The organism is Streptoverticillium reticulum (assembly GCF_047456005.1).
Classification (GTDB): domain Bacteria; phylum Actinomycetota; class Actinomycetes; order Streptomycetales; family Streptomycetaceae; genus Streptomyces; species Streptomyces reticulum.
Map to the genome: position 1 here is coordinate 4,833,102 of NZ_CP179755.1, position 15,637 is coordinate 4,848,738.

Here is a 15,637-nt window from a genome sequence, read left to right on the forward strand (position 1 = left end):
TCGGCGGTCCGGAGCGCCGTGACGGCGTCGTGCTAGCGTCGCGGGGGTTTGCGTCCGGGACGGCCGTGCCGGACGAGCATGCATGAAGATGGGGGAGAAGAACCTCAGGGGGAAGACGGGGAGAGCCGCAGTGACCACCGTGGGACCGGCGCGGGCCGGTACGCCGGGAGAGCCCGGACGTGACGTCAGGGACGAAGACCGAGGCCGGGACAAGCCGGCCCGGCGCCTGCCCTCCTGGGCGTTGCGGCCCGACCCGCAGCGCACGGGCTGGCGGGCGGCGCTGACGCGGACCGTGCCGGTCACTCTGATCACGGCGGCCGTGCTGCACGTGCTGTGGTTCTGGGTCTTCGCCAACAGCGGCGGCGACCTGGCCGCCCAGGACGCCTGGGCGGAGTTCGCGCTGCAGCACCCCTCCTCGGCGTACAACCTCGCCTGGTACGGCGGCATGCATCCCGTCTCGTACAGCGTCATCTCGCCGTATCTGATGGCCGTGCTGGGCGTGCGCTCCACGATGATGGTCGCGGGCACGCTCTCCGCCGGGCTGATCGCGCTGATCCTGGTGCGCAGCCGTGCGGTGCGCCGGCCGCTGTGGCCCGCGCTCTACGGGGCGCTCGCGCTGACGGGCAACGCGATCTCGGGGCGGGTGACGTTCGGGCTCGGCATGATGTTCGGGCTGGCGGCCGTGGCCGTGATCTTCGCGTGGCCGGTGCGCTGGCGCTCGGACGGTTCGTACCGCTGGCCGCGGGCCGCGCTCGCGGGGGTGCTGGCGGGGCTGGCCACGGCGTCGAGCCCGGTCGCCGGTCTGTACGTGGGCATCGTGGCGGCCGCGCTCTGGCTGGGCCGGCGCCGTCCCGCTGCGTACGCGCTGGGCGTCACCCCGGTGATCGTGGTGGGGCTGTCGGCCTGGTTGTTCCCGTTCTCCGGGCAGCAGCCGATGGCGTTCCCGTCGACGATCCTGCCGCTGCTGGCCGGTCTGTTCGGGGTGTTCCTGGTGCCCGCGCAGTGGCGCACCGTGCGGGTCGTCTCGGGGCTCTACGCCCTCGGCGTGCTGCTGGTCTGGCTGATCCCCTCGCAGATCGGCACGAACATCTCCCGGCTCGGCATGGTCTTCGGCGGTGTGGTGCTCGTCGCCGTGCTGACGGAGATGAAGGTGCCGCCGCGGTCCGAGCTGCTGAAGCAGGGCCGTAAGTGGACGGTGATGGTGCTCGCCCTGCTGACCTGCACGGTCTGGCAGTCGGTCAACTCCATCAGCGACATCATCCACACCACCCCCGCCGCCTCGTGGGCGCGCGAGCTGGCCCCCCTGGTGGACCGGCTGCAGAAGGTGGACGCCGCGCGCGGCCGCGTCGAGGTCGTCCCCGCCCGCAGTCACCGCGAGGCCTCGGCCCTGACCCCGTACGTGAACCTGGCCCGCGGCTGGAACCGGCAGGCGGACCTCAAGCGGAACCCGCTCTTCTACGAGGAGGGCATGCTCACCCCCGCCAGCTACCAGGCCTGGCTCAGCCGCTGGGCGGTGGCGTACGTGGTGCTGCCGACCGGCGAGCCGGACAACGCGGCCGTGGAGGAGGCCAAGCTGGTCGCGCAGGGGCAGTCGTACCTGCGCGAGGTGTGGTCGGACGACAACTGGCGGCTGTACGAGGTGAAGAACCCGACCCCGCTGGCCGAGCCGCCCGCGGTCGTGGACCGCACGGACCCCGACGGCCTGACGATCTCGGTGAAGAAGCCGGGACCGGTGCTGATCCGGGTGCCGTACTCGCCGTGGCTGGGCCTGGTGGACGCGCAGGGCAAGGACGTCCGGCCGCCGAGGCCGGGGCCCGGGGGCGAGCCCCCGGTCAACGTCGAGGGCTGTCTGACGAAGCAGGTGACCCCGCCGAAGGCCGGGGAGCCGGAGGACGACTGGACCGTCCTGCGGGCGCCCCACGCGGGGAGCTACCGGATCGTGGCGCGGTACAAGTTGCCGCGCGGCACCGGCTGCCCGGACGACATGGCGCGGTGACCCTGCGGGCCGCGACCGGCGGCCACCAGGGGTAACGGTTTCCTCACCCGTTCGGCCCGCGGCGGCCCGGCGTCGGAGTGCGGCCCCCGCAGATCCCCGGTTCGCTCGACCTTGGAGGGGCGCGGAACCCCCACCCCCGCGCGGCACATCCGCGTGCCGCATCCGCGCTCACGGAGGAAGAAGCATGCGTACTGCACGAGTGCTCGCCGGGACCGCAGGGACCGCCCTGGCCATAACCGCCCTTCCCGCCTTCGCGGGCGACTTCGGGAAGCTCGAGGTCACCCCGGGCACCGTCCAGCCCGGTGCCGAGGTCACCGTGAACACCACGGTCTGCGGTCCGAAGGGGCACGGTGCGGGCGACGCCAGCGCCGTCGGCGGGCCGGCGTCGTTCGACCTCAAGCCGGGCACCCACAAGGAGGTCGTGGTCGGGCAGTTCATGGTGCCGAAGAACGCCAAGCCCGGTACGTACGGCATCGGCGCCAAGTGCGCCAACGGCAAGGAGGCCACGGGCGACCTGGTCGTCAGCGCGGGCAGCGCCTCCGGCTCGCCCTCGGCCGCGGCCTCGCCCATGCCGAGCATGTCCGCGGCCAAGCCTCCCCAGGGCGGCATGAAGACCGGCGTCGGCGGTACGAGCGAGGAGTCGGGCACGGCCGACATCGTGGCCGGTGCGGCCCTGATGGCGATGGCGGCGGCGGGCGGCGTCTGGTTCCTGCGCCGCCGCGGCACCGGCAGCCGGTACTGAGCCGGCCGCGCGAAGCCGGCACCCCGGCCGGCCCGGACCGCTCCGGTCCCCGGACCCCGTACGCGTCCGGGGACCGGGGCCGGGGCCGGGGCCACGGTCCCCGGACCGTGGTGGAGGACTCCGATGCGCAAGAACCGCCCCCGACGGCGCCCCCGTCGGCACGCCCGGCCGGCCGCCTGGTGTGCCGGTCCGCCCGGAATCCCGTACCGGGCCCTCCGTGACGCCCTGCGCGACCTGCGCGCCACGGCGACGGCCGCCGTGGTCCTCGGGGCCGCGCTCTGCACGGGCGGCGCGCTGATCGGCGAGGGCACCCGGGAGCACATACCGCCCCCGCAGCCCTCGGCCGCCGAGGCGTTCGCCGCGGGAGCCGCCCGGGTGATCCATCCGGACCGGCTGATCCCGCCGCTGCCGCCCGCCCCGCCCACCCGGATCAGGATCCCCGACATCCGGGTCGACGCCCCCCTGACCACCCTCGGCCTGCTGCCGGACGAGACCCTCGCCAGCCCGCCGGAGGACGACAAGAACCTCGCCGGCTGGTACGCGGCCGGTACCGCCCCCGGCGCCACCGGGACCGCCGTCATCGGCGGCCACGTCGACACCGAGTCCGGCCCCGCCGTCTTCTACTCCCTCGGCGCCCTGAAGAAGGGGCAGACCGTCGAAGTCGCGCGCGCCGACGGCCGGACCGCCGTGTTCACGACGGACGCCATCGAGGTGTACGAGCGGACGGACTTCCCGTCCCGGAAGGTCTACGGGGCCACGGGCCGGGCCGAGTTGCGGCTGATCACGTGCGGCGGCGGCTTCTCGCAGGAGACGGAGGAGTACCTGGGCAACGTGGTGGTGTACGCCCATCTGACGGCGGTGCTCCAGCCGTTGCAGGGGCCGCAGGCGGCGTCAGCACCCTGACGCCGGCGGCCGGGCCTCGCGCGCCCACGCCGCCAGCCCGGCGATGAAGCCCGCCCGTTCGTCCGGCGTGAGGCTGTCGAGCGCCCGCAGCAGCGGGGCGGAGCGCCGGGCGATGAAGGACTCGACGAGCGCCTGGTAGCGGCCGTCGATCCGCACCAGCATCCGCCGCCGGTTCCCCGGGTCCTCGCGCCGCTCCACCAGGCCCGCCTTGTTGAGCGCGCTCACCAGCTCGCTGACGGTCGACAGCGACAGCCCCATCCGGCGGGCGAGTTCGCCCACGGCGAGCGGCTGTTCCGCGATCAGCTGCGGCAGCACCGCGCCGTGCCGGGGCGTGAGGCCGTGCACGTCGAAGACCGAGCGCAGGCGGTCGGGCATCTCGGTGAGTGCGTTGCGCATGTAGGGGGAGATGAGCGGGACGAGGCCGATGGCCTCCATCTCCTCGGCGGTCGGGAGGCGGTGCTTTCCGGCGGCGGGGGCGTGCGGCATACTGCGAGTCTAGATGCTTCGGATATCCGAACTGTTGGGAAACTCGAACTGTTCTGAAACTGTTCCGGACAAGGGGGACACCCATGCCTGCCGTCACTTATCGCGATGCGCTCGGAGAGGCGCTGGAGCGCCTGGACGACCTCGGTTACGAGCGCGGAGCCGGCGCCGATCTCGCCAATCACGGGCCCATGGGCGCCGAGGCCCTCGCCGCCCTCGGGCACGGCGCCGAGGTCGCCGCGTGGGTCGAGGGCTACCGCACCGCCATGCCCCACCACGAGGTGCCCGAGGCGCGCTTCGCCCTCGACCCCGCCGACGAGTCGTCCTGGCGCCCCGCGCTCGGCGACTTCTCCCGCGCGGGCGACTGGGAGCGGCTCTTCGCCCGCGAACTCGCCGCGGCGCCCTGGCGCGAGGTGCTCGCCCGCTGGTGGCCCCGGCTGCTGCCGGGCATGCTCGCAGGACTCACCCACGGCCTGATCCGCACGGCCCACGCGGTCCGCTCCCTGGCGGCGGCCGAGGAGCCGACCCGGCGCCAACTCACCGAACTGGCACGGGGGATGGCCTACTGGGCCGCACGGTTCGCCCACCTCCCCGGCGAGGTACGGCTGTCCGGCACGTGCGACCTCGCCGCCGCCGTCGCCTCCGCGCCCCGGACGCCCTACGAGGGCAAGCACGGCCGCGCCGCCGCGGGCGCGCGGCTGGCCGACCCCGCCCGGCTGCCCGGATACGCCGGGGCGCTCGACGCCCTGGGCCCCGCCGCCGCGGAGCGCCCGGACTGGCTGCTGGCCGAGATGACCACCGAGTTCGCGGGCGTCTACCTGGGCCACCCCGAGGTCTTCCCCGTCCCGCTGATCCACGGCGTCACCGCTCCGGCCGCCGTGCGCCTCGTCCTGCCGCACCTGCCGACGGGCCTGCACCGGCCGACGGTGGCCGCGCTCTGGCACGTGCACGCGACGCTGCTGCTGACCTTCACCGAACACCGCGGCGGTGAGGCGGAGGCGGCGCGGGTGGCGGCGGAGACGGACGTGCCGCCGTTCGACGAGCTCGTCGCGCGGGCGGTGGAGCACGGCGACGAGCACGTCATCAAGTTCACCGAGGCGGCCCGGCGCGAGCACGCGCTGCGCCCGGACCCCCGCTATGCGGCGGCGGTCCTGGCGGCGCAGCAGCGGATCAAGCCGAGGCGGCGGCGCGGCGCCGCCTCGTAGGCGGACGGGACCTCGGGGGCGTGTCCGCGGATCCTCGCCCCGAAGGGGCGCGGGGAACTGCGCGATCAGCCACAGTGCACCCGCAGATGACGTGCCGCCTCGGGGTGGTGCTTCGGCTGCGGGCCGGCTGTGGTTGATCGCGCAGTTCCCCGCGCCCCTGACGGGGCGCTGCAAGATCCGCCGGACATGGCCCAGTGGGTCAGGGCGAAGGAGTCGCCCGCAGCTCGGCGAGCGCATCGAGAATCGGCTGGCCGTACTTCGCCAGCTTGCTCTCGCCGACACCGCTCATGCCCGCAAGCTCGTCGAGGCCTGTGGGCATCCGCGTGGCGATCTCGCGCAGCGTCGCATCGTGGAAGACGACGTAGGCGGGCACGCCTTGCTCCTTGGCCGTGGCTGCGCGCCAGGAGCGCAGTGCTTCGAAGACCGGTACTGCCTCCGCGGGCAGATCGACGGGGGTCGAGCGCTTCGCCGAACCGCTCGACCGCGCGGCCCCCGCGGAGCGAACCGGCTTCTCCGGCTCGCGGCGCAGCAGCACCTGGCGCCGCGAGCCGAGCACGTCGCCGCTGTCGTCGGTGAGCACCAGCGTCCCGTACTCGCCCTCCACCGCGAGCAGCCGCTGGGCGAGCAACTGCCGTACCACTCCCCGCCATTCGGCCATGCTCAGCTCCGTGCCGATGCCGAAGACGGTGAGGGCGTCGTGGTCGTGCTGGATGACCTTGGCGGTCTTCTTCCCCAGCAGGATGTCGATGATCTGCCCCGCCCCGAACTTCTGCCGCCGCTCCCGGGCCAGCCGGAGGACCGTCGACAGGAACTTCTGCGCGGCGATCGTCCCGTCCCAGGTGACCGGCGGGGCGATGCAGGTGTCGCAGTTGCCGCAGGGGCCGCTCTGCTGCCCGAAGTAGGCCAGCAGCTGCACCCGGCGGCACTCGACCGTCTCGCACAGAGCCAGCATCGCCTCCAGGTGCGCGGCGAGCCGGCGGCGGTGGGCCTCGTCGCCCTCCGACCCGTCGATCAGCTTGCGCTGCTGGACCACGTCCTGCAGGCCGTAGGCGAGCCAGGCGGTGGACGGCTGGCCGTCGCGCCCGGCGCGGCCCGTCTCCTGGTAGTAGCCCTCGACGGACTTCGGCAGGTCGAGGTGGGCGACGAAGCGCACGTCGGGTTTGTCGATGCCCATGCCGAAGGCGATGGTGGCGACCATGACGATGCCGTCCTCGCGCAGGAAGCGCGACTGGTGGGCGGCGCGCGTCGCCGCGTCGAGCCCCGCGTGGTACGGGAGGGCGTCGATGCCGCTCTGCACCAGGAACGCGGCGGTGTCCTCGACTCCCTTGCGGGACAGGCAGTAGACGACGCCCGCGTCCCCCGCGTGCTCGGTGCGCAGCAGCTCCAGGAGCTGACGCTTCGGCTCGTTCTTCGGGACGATGCGGTACTGGATGTTCGGCCGGTCGAAGCTGGCGACGAAGTGCCGGGCGTCGTCGAGCTTCAGGCGCGCCGCGATCTCCCGGCGCGTGGCCTCCGTGGCCGTCGCGGTGAGGGCGATGCGCGGCACGTCGGGCCAGCGCTCGTGGAGCGCGGAGAGCGCGAGGTAGTCGGGCCGGAAGTCGTGGCCCCACTGGGCCACGCAGTGCGCCTCGTCGATGGCGAAGAGGGAGATCTTGCCGCGGTCGAGCAGCCGCAGCGTGGCCTCGACGCGCAGCCGCTCCGGGGCGAGGTAGAGCAGATCCAGCTCGCCGGCGAGGAACTCGGCCTCGACCATGCGCCGTTCGTCCGGATCCTGCGTGGAGTTCAGGAAGCCTGCCCGCACGCCGAGCGCGCGGAGCGCGTCGACCTGGTCCTGCATGAGGGCGATCAGCGGGGAGACGACGATGCCGACGCCGGGGCGCACGAGGGCCGGGATCTGGTAGCACAGCGACTTGCCGCCGCCGGTGGGCATCAGGACGAGCGCATCCCCGCCGTCGACGACGTGCTCGATGATCTCCCGCTGCTCGCCGCGGAAGGCGTCGTAGCCGAAGACGCGCCGGAGGCAGCGCAGGGCGTCGCTGTCGGGGATGTCGGGGGTACCGGCGAGGTCGGTGGTCTCGGTGGGCTCGTCCATTCCGGAAGTGTATGGGGGAAGGGCTTACACGAATGGGGGATGTGGATAACCGGAGGGCCTCGGGCCCCGTCAGGGGCGCGGGGAACTGCGCGACCGGCCACTGACGGCCTGCAGCCGACGTACAACGCCGTTTCTCCGGGGCTTCGCCCCGGACCGGGTGGTGCGTCGCCTGCGGGTGCGTCGTGGCCGGTCGCGCCCACGCGGCGGAGCCGCATATGTCTACAGCCCCGCGCCCCTGACGGGGCTACGCCACCTCGATGCCGAACTCCTGCACCAGCGCCTCCAGCCCTCCCGCGTACCCCTTCCCGCCCACGACGAAGTCCCAGTCGCCGCTCGCGCGCTTCCGGAAGGACCCGAGGACGAGCGCGGTCTCGCCGGACCGCCCGTCGGACACCTCCAGCTGCCCGAGCTCGCCCCCGGCCGCGTCCGCGAGCCGGATCCGGGCGTCGGTGAAACCGGAGAGATCGGCGTCCGGGTTCACGGCCGGGTCTATGGCGGCCGCGAGCACCAGCCGGTCCGCCCGCGCGGGCAGCGCCTCGAAGGCCACGCGCAGGGCGGCCTTGTCCGCGGCGGAGGGGGCGGCGGCGCGGACGGCGCCGTCGGGCGTGCGGGGATTGTTGTAGAAGACGAAGTGATCGTCGCTGAGGACCCGGTCGCCGGCGCAGACGAGGGCGCACACGTCGAGGGCGACGCGGCCGGACCAGGACATGCCGAGGATGTTGTGGCCATCAGGGGTCCCGGACTCCCCGGACGCCCCGGGCCCGTCGGGAGCCGGTTCGGGTGCGCTGCTCCCGGGGCCCAGCCGCCCCCGCAGGCCGTGCTCCTGCAGCAGCCCCACGAGCTCCTCGCCGGAGACCAGCGTCAGCGGCTTGCCGTTGGCGAAGGCGTACGACCCGGGCCCGAATCCGGAGGTGGTGACGAGCACGCCCTTGTTGGCGCCGGCGCCCTGCACGGTCCCGAAGAGATCGCGGACGGCGGTCGGCGGCACGGTCTTCCGGTACCGCTTGACCTGCACGATGATCCGCCCGCCGCTGATCGGGTCGGGGTCGAGGGCCTCGACGTCGACACCGCCGTCGTTCGACCGCTGGGTCATCACGGCCTGCATGCCGCGGGCCCGGAAGAGCTCGGCGACGAGCGCCTCGAAGGCGATGGGGTCCATCTCGAAGAGGTCCGGGTCGTCGTCCCCGCCGTGCGACACCACCCCGCGGCCCACGTCGCCGGGCTGCCGCGCGGACCGCACCGCGGCCAACTGGTCGGGCCGGGCGGACAGTTGCCCGCCGAGCCCCTCGACGAGGCAGTCGACGGCGCTGACCTGCGCCAGCCGCAGCCCGGAGAAGACCGGCCGGGCGACGGACACGGACGCGAGCACGATCTGCGCGCGCTGCCCGGTGACCGGATCGTGGTCGTCGACGAACCCGTTGAGGACGACGGACTCCAGCATCCCGAACTCGTCGGCGGCGAACAGCTCGTGGACGGCGAGCAGCACGCACTGCGCGAGCAGGTCCCGGTGGATCGCGCGGCGCTGGGTGACGGGCCGGGCGGTCTCCTTCTCCTCGTCCGCGGTGGGCATGTAGCGCACGGACTTCACGGCCGGCACGACGTCCGGGCCGGGCAGCTCCCAGTCGACCACCAGCTGCCGGGGCCCGGGGTCGTAGGCGGCGGAGAGCCGGTGGGGGAAGTCGTCGGGCCGGGCGGAGGCGTAGAGAGCGGCCGAGAAGTACTCCACGACGGCGTCCGGGTCGCCCTGCCGCAGGGCGGCGACGAGCTCGCCGACCCCCGCGTTGTACTGCCGGATCTCCTGCAGCTGGGCACCGGCCCACTGCTCGTACTGCTGCCGGTAGGCGGCCAGTTGCTGCTGCCGCTGCGCCTCGGCGGCCTGTGCCGCCTGCCAGTCGCGCTCGTACTGGGCGCGGGTGCCGAACCCGCGGTACCGGTTGGGGTCGGGCATGGACACGGGCTGCCCGAGGTGCCCGGGGGCGAAGGCGGGCACCTGCTCGGGACGGGCGAGGGCGGCGGTGCTGAAGGCGGGCGTCCCGCAGCCCTTGGCGAGGAGCGAGGTCAGCGCCTCGACCTGGGCGTCCAGCTCCTCGTTCCGCCGCCGGACCTCGGCCTCCCGGCTCTGCCGGTACGCCTGCCGCTGCTCCCGGTCCTGCCGGGCCCGCTCCCGCTCCAGGGACCGCTGCTGCCGCTCGGCCTCCCGCTGCGCCTGCACCGCGGCCCGCTGCCGCGCCTCCTGCTGCCGCTGCTGCTGCCGCTGGGCCTCGGCCCAGATCCCCATCAGCCCGTTGGAGCGCCGACTCATTGCGGACCCATCCCTCCCCCCGAGACCGGCCCAGCCCCGGAACCGCGCGCGTACGTCCTGGTCACTGGTTCCTTGACCAGCGGTTACGGGGCAATTTTAGGGGGCTGAGGCAGTGTCAGGACGCGGCGGCGGTGCACCCAGCCAAAGGCGGCGCGTTCGCGCCAACTTGGGGGTGGCGCCCGCCGTGACTGCCGTCCCACGGGCTTCGGCTATAGCCTGCGCACCGCGCGCGCAGTACGGCTCCTGGTCCACTCCACGAAGAGAAGAGGACACATGAAGTCGCACTATCGCCTTCCCGGCATCCTGGCCGCAGCAGCAGCGCTCGTGCTCGGCGCCGTCGTGACCGGTACGACCCAGGCCTCCGCAGCGCCCCAGGGCCCGGAGCGCTCGTCCAGACCCGCGGGCGCGGACTCGTACAACTGGATCCGCAACGCCAACAGCGGCCACTGCCTGGCCGTCCCGGGCGCCAGCACCCAGAACGGGATCGGCCTGATCCAGTGGGGCTGCGGCACCTGGCGCGACCACTTCTGGCAGTTCGAGTACGCCTTCAGCGACGGCGGACGCGCCTATTACCACATCCGCAACCTCAACAGCGGGCAGTGCCTGGCGGTGCCGGGTGCGAGCACCCAGAACGGCATCCAGGTCATCCAGTGGCCCTGCGGCGACTGGAAGGACCACTTCTGGGGCATCGAGTACACCGCCAAGGGCACCCGGCTGGTGAACTGGAACAGCGGGCAGTGCCTGGCCGTCCCGGGCGCGAGCATGGCGCAGGGCGAGAAGATCATCCAGTGGCCGTGCGGCGACTGGCCGGACCACTTCTGGAACATCTGAGCCGACAGGCCCGGAACCGGGGCCGGCAGTTCTCCTGCCGGCCCCGGCGCCTCGGATCACGTCATCCTGATCACGTCAGTTGACGCAGGGGATGCCGCCCTCCTTCACCGCATCACCCGCGAACTTGTCGTCCGAGGGCGACGAACTCGCCGCGTCGGACGGTGAGTCCGACGGGCTCGGCGACGAGCTCGCGCCCGCCGGCGCACCCGTGAAGTCCTGTCCCAGCGTCACCTGCACGTGCCCCTCCGGCACCGTCGTGCTGGCCCGCGGGGCCGCCGTCACGCCGAGGCGCCCCGCGATCTGCTGGGCCGCGGCGTCCGCGCCCTTGCCGTAGACGACGGTGGTGTGGGGCTGGGGCGCCGTGTTGGACGCATGCCCCTCCGCATAGCCCGCGTCCTTCAGGGCCTTGAGCTCCACGGCCGCCGCGCCCGTCCGGCCCGAGCCGTTCAGCACGTCGACGGTGCCGGGCGCGGGCTTCGCCGGGGCGGACGAGCCGCCCGCGCTCGGCGAGGCCGACGACGTGCCGTGGCCGAACCGCTCCTGCACCAGCGCCCGGATCTTCTCCGGGTTCACCAGCTGCACGTCCTCGTGGTTGCGCGTGGCCGAGCCCTCCGTCGGCAGCGTGTTGAACTCGACCTTGCCGCCGGTCAGGTTGGTGGCCTGCTGCGCGAAGTCGATGACGTTCAGCTTGCTGTCGATGACCAGGTCCTTCTTCACCACGCCGAACAGGCCCTGCAGCTTGCCCAGGCTGTCGAAGACGCCCTCGGACTTCAGCTTGTGGGTGACCGAGGAGAGGAACGCCTGCTGGCGGTGGGTGCGGTCCAGGTCGCCGCCGTCCAGCCCGTGCCGCTGGCGCACGAAGGCCAGCGCCTGCCGGGGGTTGACCTCCTGGAGGCCGGCGGGGAAGTCGGCGCCCGAATACCGGTCCTTCACCGGGTGCTTGAGGCACACCTGGATGGGCTGGAGCACCTTGGCGATGTCGTAGAAGCCCAGCAGGTTGACCTCGGCGAAGTGGTCGATCGGCACGTCGAGGAAGTTCTGCACCGTCGCCAGCGTGGCCTCACGGCCCGCCTCCCGGCTGCCCGCCTCCAGGTCGGCGCCCCGCCGGCCCTGCTTGTAGAGCCGCTCCCGGGCGCCCGTGTAGGCGTTGGAGTACGCCTCCTTGATCTTGTAGTGCCCCTGTGTCGAACCGTCGCCGTTGAACGTCTGGACGTAGTCGTCCCGGGGGATGGAGAACGCCTGGACCTTCCCGCCGTCGGCGGGGATGTGCATCAGGATCAGGGTGTTGGTGTTGTAGTAGCCGATCTCGCTCGACCCCGCGTGGAGTTCGTCCTGGACGAACTCCTTCGGCAGGTCGTTGCCGTTCATGTCCTTGCGCGAATCGAGGCCGATCAGCAGCAGGTTGACCGAGTTGTCGAGGTGCTTGCGGCCCACCTTGCCGAGCGCGTCGGAGGTGTTCAGGCCGCTGGTGATCCAGTGGTACGCGGCCCAGGAGACCCCGCAGGTCGCCAGCACGGCGGCCGAGGTCAGGCCGGCCACGGTGCGTCCGACGATCACCCCGCGGGGGGTACGCGGACCGCTGCCGCCCCGGCGGCGGGGCGTACGGCGGCTGCCGGGCCTGTTGCTGCTGGTGCGCCGCTCGGCGCCCGGTTTATCGCGCACGGTACGCACCGCTCTTCCTCGCCCCTCGGCCGGGCGTCACACTTCGCCTCACCCGCATCCACCGCACCGCCAGCACCAGCAACAGTGCGGCCTCGGCCGCCGCCATCGCCGGAAAGGCGTCGATCGCCCAGTGGACGGCCCCGGTGGTGGCCCCCTTGGCCTGGGAGTCCTTCGGGCCCGCCGTCAGCTCGGCGATCACCGTGACGAGCAGCACCACGGGGGGCGGCGCGTACGCGACCCACCAGGCGCCCGCCCGCGAGCAGGTCCACGCCGCCAGGACCGCCCCGGCGGCCGCCGTGAGCGTGAAGATCCAGCCCAGCGAGGAGGTGACCAGCTCGTCGGCGAAGGCTCCGGCCACCGGCAGCACCAGAGCGACCAGCATCGCTCTGCGGGCCTGCGCCCGCGTTCTTCCGGTTCCGCTTCTTCCGCCGCGCGCCCCCGCCGCCCGGCCCCGAGGGGCCGGTACCCGGCGTGATCCTTGCGCGCGGGGACGGGAGGCGGCCGGGTCCGGCGAGGGCCTCGCCGCCCTGTTCGGAGCTGCGGCCCGCTGACCTGCCGTGGGCATTCCGGGTTGCATAGTTGCGCAATGTAGCAAGTGTTCCGGCTAGGCTGTGCGGGTGTCCGGGAGGAATCCCGTGAACGCAACCGCAGAAGGGGGAGGAGCCACGCCGATGGCGGCACCTGGGGAGCCTTCGGAGCAGGCGCTCAACGCCGCGGCCCTGAAGTTCGGTCTGCTGTCCTCACCGCTGCGCCTGCACATCGTATGGGCACTGGCCCGCCGCGAGAGCGATGTCACACAACTGGCCCGCCGCGTGGGCGCCCGCCCCCAGGCCGTCAGCCAGCACCTGGCCCGGCTGAAACTCGCCGGTGCCGTGCGCTCCCGCAGCGAGGGCCGGCACCAGATCTATGCGGTGACGGATCCGCGGCTGGCGGTCGTGGTGGAGGCGATGATGGGGCCGCCGCAGGCCGGCGGGCTGTCGGCCTGATCCGGGCCCGTTCCGGCTACGGCCTGTCCCGGGACGCCCGCATCTTCCGGCAGCTGCGCAGCGGGAACACGGCCCGGACGACCGTGCCGCCGGTGGCGGCGGTCCTGGCGCTGAACGTGCCGCCGTACGCCTCGCAGCGCCAGCGCATGCCCTGCATGCCGTACCCCTCGGTGGCTCTCGGCAGGTTCGGTCCGAGGCCGCGTCCGTCGTCGGTGACGGTGAGGCTGATGCCCTCGTCGCGACAGGCGAGGGCAACGGTGATGTGCCGGGCGCCGGCGTGCTTCACCACGTTGGTGAGCGCCTCCTGGGCGACCCGGTAGACGGCGAGATTCACGCCGCTCTCCCCCGTGCACGCATGGGGCCGGTCGCCCTGGACGTCCACGTCCACCACGAGGCCGTTCTCGGCGGCGACCTGTCCGGCGAGGAAGGTGACCGACTCGGCGAGCCCCAGCCCCTGGACGGCCGCCGGGCTCACGGTGGCGATGATGCGGCGCAGCGTGCCGGCCTGTTCGTCGAGGGTGCGGGACGCGTCCTGCATCGCCGCACGCAGCGCACCGGGGTCGTCGAGTGCACGGGCCGAGTCGAGCCGCCGCCGGGTCAGTGCCAGCAGCTGGAGGACCTCGTCGTGCAACTCGCCCGCGAGCAGGCCCGCATGGTGCTCCTGTCGCTCCACCATGGCACTGGCGCTTCCCCGGCTGAGGACCACCTTGATCTCGGGCCAGGCCGGGACGGCGTACACCGATGCCGCCAGCAGGAACGCCAGGGCCACGTGGTCCGTCGCGGGGGAGTGCGCCACCCGGTCCACGCTCAGGACCGTGAACCCGCAGCAGATCAGGAGCAGCAGCCGACGGGCCCGCCGCATCCCGCAGGTCAGCACCGCGAGGACGCCGGTGGCCAGGGCGATGCTCGGGGTCGAGATGGACCGGGGCGGCAGCCGGTCGTGGGTGAGGAAGTTGGCCAGGTAGGCCACGACGCCGACGAGGCCGACCGCGACGCAGAAGCCGCCGAGTGCGCCCAGGGCACCCGGCTGTCGTGCGGTGGCCTGCCGGGTGCTTCCGCTACACATCGGCGGAGCTGTTCTGCCGGGCGTACGCGACGAGGTCGGCCCTGGTGACCAGGCCCAGCCGGGCGCGCAGGGCGGCCCTGACGCTCTCCACCGTGCGGACGCTGACCGTCAGCCGCGCGGCCACCTCACGGTTGGTGTGCCCCTCGGCGAGCAGGCCCAGGACCTGCCGCTCCCGCAGGGGCAGGTCCGGCTCCCGGCCCTGGGCGCGGGCCAGCCCGGCGCCGAGCGAGGGCTGGACGTACCGTCCTCCGGAGGCCACCGTCCGTGCCGCGACGACCAGTTCGGACACGGGGCTGCTCTTCAGCAGATAGCCCGAGGCGCCCGCGGCCAGGGCCCCGCAGATGATGGCGCGGTCCTCGTAGCAGCTCTGCACGAGAATTCCCATCCCCGGCGCGGCTGCGAGGAGTTGGGGAATGGCTTTGAGGGCCAGCCCCGATTCCAGCCTCACGTCCAGCATCAGGACATCGGGCCGCTGCTCGGAGACGACCTTCAACGCCTGGCGTTCGCACGCGGCTTCCCCGACCACGACGAAACCCTCGGGTTCCAGGAACGCCCGGGTTCCGGCGCGTACGGTCGGATGATCCTCGGCCAGGACCACTCGCACGGGACCGCCCATTGTCTGCACAGCCTTTCGGGCACGGGGAAAACATGGCTGATTTGCCACCCCCGTGACTGCATTCACTTTCCGATGTAGTGGCCAATATTGTCAACTGGCGGAATTCCGGGAGCGAATGTCAAAATTTCAATCTGCTGCGGGGAACCCGCAGAAATCCTGCGGACTTGTGCGGATGTCCCAGGTCGGGCGGGCGGACACGATCATCTCGTCCGCATCGCTCACCGGCACCCGGTGATCACGAGAAAAGAGTTCCGAGATGTTCTCCACGATCTTCGACATCGCGACCGGCCTGTTCAACTACGCCCTCCAGTGGTTCCAGGGCTAGAAAGCGAGCTCTGTCCCGAAGGGTCTGAATTTCCCGTCTTGGCGGGAAAAGTGAATCACTGTCGAAGGGAATGCGAACACCCTTTGCCGGGAGCCGGAAGAGAGCACACCCCCCTGGTTCTCTTCCGGCTCCCCGAGTCCACGTATCGAGTACGTATGACGCCCCGTCAAAAATGCACCCCGGTCGGCGGACCGGAGAAATTCCGGGCCGCTTGCCGGGGTGTGTTTTTGACGGGGCGCGTCATGCACAGTGCCCCCCGGCCGGGACCGGCCGGGGGGCACTTGCGCTGGTGCCCCCGGGCAGATTCGAACTGCCGACACCCGCTTTAGGAGAGCGGTGCTCTATCCCCTGAGCTACGGAGGCGGGGCAGCCGTCAGTGTAGCGGGTGGGCCGGGGCGGGCGGCAGGTCGGCAAGGCGGTGGATCGGC

14 protein-coding genes and 1 tRNA gene are annotated in these 15,637 nt (G+C 72.7%); 6 read left to right on the forward strand and 9 right to left on the reverse strand.

Annotation, left to right across the window (positions count from 1 at the left end; translation table 11 throughout):
• Positions 1 to 130: 130 nt before the first annotated feature.
• From ACMATS_RS22135 to ACMATS_RS22145, 3 genes are all read left to right on the forward strand, one after another.
• On the forward strand, positions 131 to 1,996 hold the full coding sequence (locus ACMATS_RS22135) for an MFS transporter (protein ID WP_414168802.1): 1,866 nt from the start codon (positions 131 to 133) through the stop codon (positions 1,994 to 1,996).
• A 184-nt stretch (positions 1,997 to 2,180) separates the two neighbouring features.
• Positions 2,181 to 2,738 carry a hypothetical protein gene (locus ACMATS_RS22140; RefSeq protein WP_336412942.1) on the forward strand — a complete coding sequence of 186 codons (558 nt, stop codon included), beginning with the start codon at positions 2,181 to 2,183 and terminating at the stop codon, positions 2,736 to 2,738.
• A gap of 123 nt (positions 2,739 to 2,861) precedes the next feature.
• A complete protein-coding gene (locus tag ACMATS_RS22145) occupies positions 2,862 to 3,641 on the forward strand; it encodes a class F sortase (protein WP_390779960.1) in 780 nt (259 codons plus the stop codon).
• On the opposite strand, the gene ACMATS_RS22150 is transcribed toward ACMATS_RS22145, so the two are convergent.
• Positions 3,630 to 4,127 carry a MarR family winged helix-turn-helix transcriptional regulator gene (locus ACMATS_RS22150; RefSeq protein WP_390779961.1) on the reverse strand — a complete coding sequence of 166 codons (498 nt, stop codon included), beginning with the start codon at positions 4,125 to 4,127 and terminating at the stop codon, positions 3,630 to 3,632. The two genes, ACMATS_RS22145 and ACMATS_RS22150, sit on opposite strands and share 12 nt — an antisense overlap.
• Positions 4,128 to 4,210: 83 nt before the next feature.
• Between ACMATS_RS22150 and ACMATS_RS22155 the strand changes: the two genes are divergently transcribed.
• The gene (locus tag ACMATS_RS22155) at positions 4,211 to 5,329 is read left to right on the forward strand and encodes a hypothetical protein (protein ID WP_390779962.1); all 1,119 of its coding nucleotides are present in this window, start codon (positions 4,211 to 4,213) and stop codon (positions 5,327 to 5,329) included.
• 199 nt (positions 5,330 to 5,528) lie between these two features.
• Here the strand turns inward: ACMATS_RS22155 and recQ are convergent, their stop codons facing one another.
• Together recQ and ACMATS_RS22165 are read right to left on the reverse strand one after the other, a co-directional pair.
• Complete coding sequence (gene recQ, locus ACMATS_RS22160) at positions 5,529 to 7,421, reverse strand: DNA helicase RecQ (protein WP_390779963.1); 1,893 nt, start codon at positions 7,419 to 7,421, stop codon at positions 5,529 to 5,531.
• A 244-nt stretch (positions 7,422 to 7,665) separates the two neighbouring features.
• Positions 7,666 to 9,723, reverse strand: coding sequence for a restriction endonuclease (locus ACMATS_RS22165; RefSeq protein ID WP_414168803.1), 2,058 nt, complete (start codon positions 9,721 to 9,723; stop codon positions 7,666 to 7,668).
• A 273-nt stretch (positions 9,724 to 9,996) separates the two neighbouring features.
• Between ACMATS_RS22165 and ACMATS_RS22170 the strand changes: the two genes are divergently transcribed.
• Entirely contained in the window at positions 9,997 to 10,554 is a 558-nt protein-coding gene (locus tag ACMATS_RS22170) for an RICIN domain-containing protein (RefSeq protein WP_390779965.1), read from the forward strand.
• Between the two features lie 75 nt (positions 10,555 to 10,629).
• On the opposite strand, the gene ACMATS_RS22175 is transcribed toward ACMATS_RS22170, so the two are convergent.
• A complete protein-coding gene (locus tag ACMATS_RS22175; RefSeq protein WP_390779966.1) occupies positions 10,630 to 12,216 on the reverse strand; it encodes an LCP family protein in 1,587 nt (528 codons plus the stop codon).
• Positions 12,206 to 12,598: a DUF6542 domain-containing protein gene (locus ACMATS_RS22180; RefSeq protein ID WP_390779967.1), complete on the reverse strand. Its 393-nt coding sequence runs from the start codon at positions 12,596 to 12,598 to the stop codon at positions 12,206 to 12,208. Before ACMATS_RS22180 ends, ACMATS_RS22175 begins: the two co-directional genes overlap by 11 nt.
• Positions 12,599 to 12,887: 289 nt before the next feature.
• Between ACMATS_RS22180 and ACMATS_RS22185 the strand changes: the two genes are divergently transcribed.
• Positions 12,888 to 13,202, forward strand: a complete 315-nt coding sequence (locus ACMATS_RS22185; protein ID WP_390779968.1) for an ArsR/SmtB family transcription factor — start codon at positions 12,888 to 12,890, stop codon at positions 13,200 to 13,202.
• A 16-nt stretch (positions 13,203 to 13,218) separates the two neighbouring features.
• Here the strand turns inward: ACMATS_RS22185 and ACMATS_RS22190 are convergent, their stop codons facing one another.
• From ACMATS_RS22190 to ACMATS_RS22205, 4 genes are all read right to left on the reverse strand, one after another.
• Complete coding sequence (locus tag ACMATS_RS22190) at positions 13,219 to 14,268, reverse strand: sensor histidine kinase (RefSeq protein ID WP_414168804.1); 1,050 nt, start codon at positions 14,266 to 14,268, stop codon at positions 13,219 to 13,221.
• On the reverse strand, positions 14,261 to 14,872 hold the full coding sequence (locus ACMATS_RS22195) for a response regulator (protein WP_390779970.1): 612 nt from the start codon (positions 14,870 to 14,872) through the stop codon (positions 14,261 to 14,263). Before ACMATS_RS22195 ends, ACMATS_RS22190 begins: the two co-directional genes overlap by 8 nt.
• Before the next feature lie 138 nt (positions 14,873 to 15,010).
• Entirely contained in the window at positions 15,011 to 15,163 is a 153-nt protein-coding gene (locus tag ACMATS_RS22200) for a hypothetical protein (protein WP_414168805.1), read from the reverse strand.
• Between the two features lie 333 nt (positions 15,164 to 15,496).
• Positions 15,497 to 15,572 (reverse strand) — tRNA-Arg (locus tag ACMATS_RS22205).
• Between the last annotated feature and the right edge of the window lie 65 nt (positions 15,573 to 15,637).

Excerpts from the sequence above, each read along its gene's own strand:
- ACMATS_RS22165 (WP_414168803.1), bottom strand. The coding sequence starts at position 9,723 with ATGAGTCGGCGCTCCAACGGGCTGATGGGGATCTGGGCCGAGGCCCAG.
- ACMATS_RS22170 (WP_390779965.1), top strand. The coding sequence starts at position 9,997 with ATGAAGTCGCACTATCGCCTTCCCGGCATCCTGGCCGCAGCAGCAGCG.
- recQ (WP_390779963.1), bottom strand. The coding sequence starts at position 7,421 with ATGGACGAGCCCACCGAGACCACCGACCTCGCCGGTACCCCCGACATC.
- ACMATS_RS22200 (WP_414168805.1), bottom strand. The coding sequence starts at position 15,163 with ATGTCGAAGATCGTGGAGAACATCTCGGAACTCTTTTCTCGTGATCAC.
- ACMATS_RS22185 (WP_390779968.1), top strand. The coding sequence starts at position 12,888 with ATGGCGGCACCTGGGGAGCCTTCGGAGCAGGCGCTCAACGCCGCGGCC.
- ACMATS_RS22140 (WP_336412942.1), top strand. The coding sequence starts at position 2,181 with ATGCGTACTGCACGAGTGCTCGCCGGGACCGCAGGGACCGCCCTGGCC.
- ACMATS_RS22155 (WP_390779962.1), top strand. The coding sequence starts at position 4,211 with ATGCCTGCCGTCACTTATCGCGATGCGCTCGGAGAGGCGCTGGAGCGC.
- ACMATS_RS22190 (WP_414168804.1), bottom strand. The coding sequence starts at position 14,268 with ATGTGTAGCGGAAGCACCCGGCAGGCCACCGCACGACAGCCGGGTGCC.
- ACMATS_RS22150 (WP_390779961.1), bottom strand. The coding sequence starts at position 4,127 with ATGCCGCACGCCCCCGCCGCCGGAAAGCACCGCCTCCCGACCGCCGAG.
- ACMATS_RS22180 (WP_390779967.1), bottom strand. The coding sequence starts at position 12,598 with ATGCTGGTCGCTCTGGTGCTGCCGGTGGCCGGAGCCTTCGCCGACGAG.
- ACMATS_RS22145 (WP_390779960.1), top strand. The coding sequence starts at position 2,862 with ATGCGCAAGAACCGCCCCCGACGGCGCCCCCGTCGGCACGCCCGGCCG.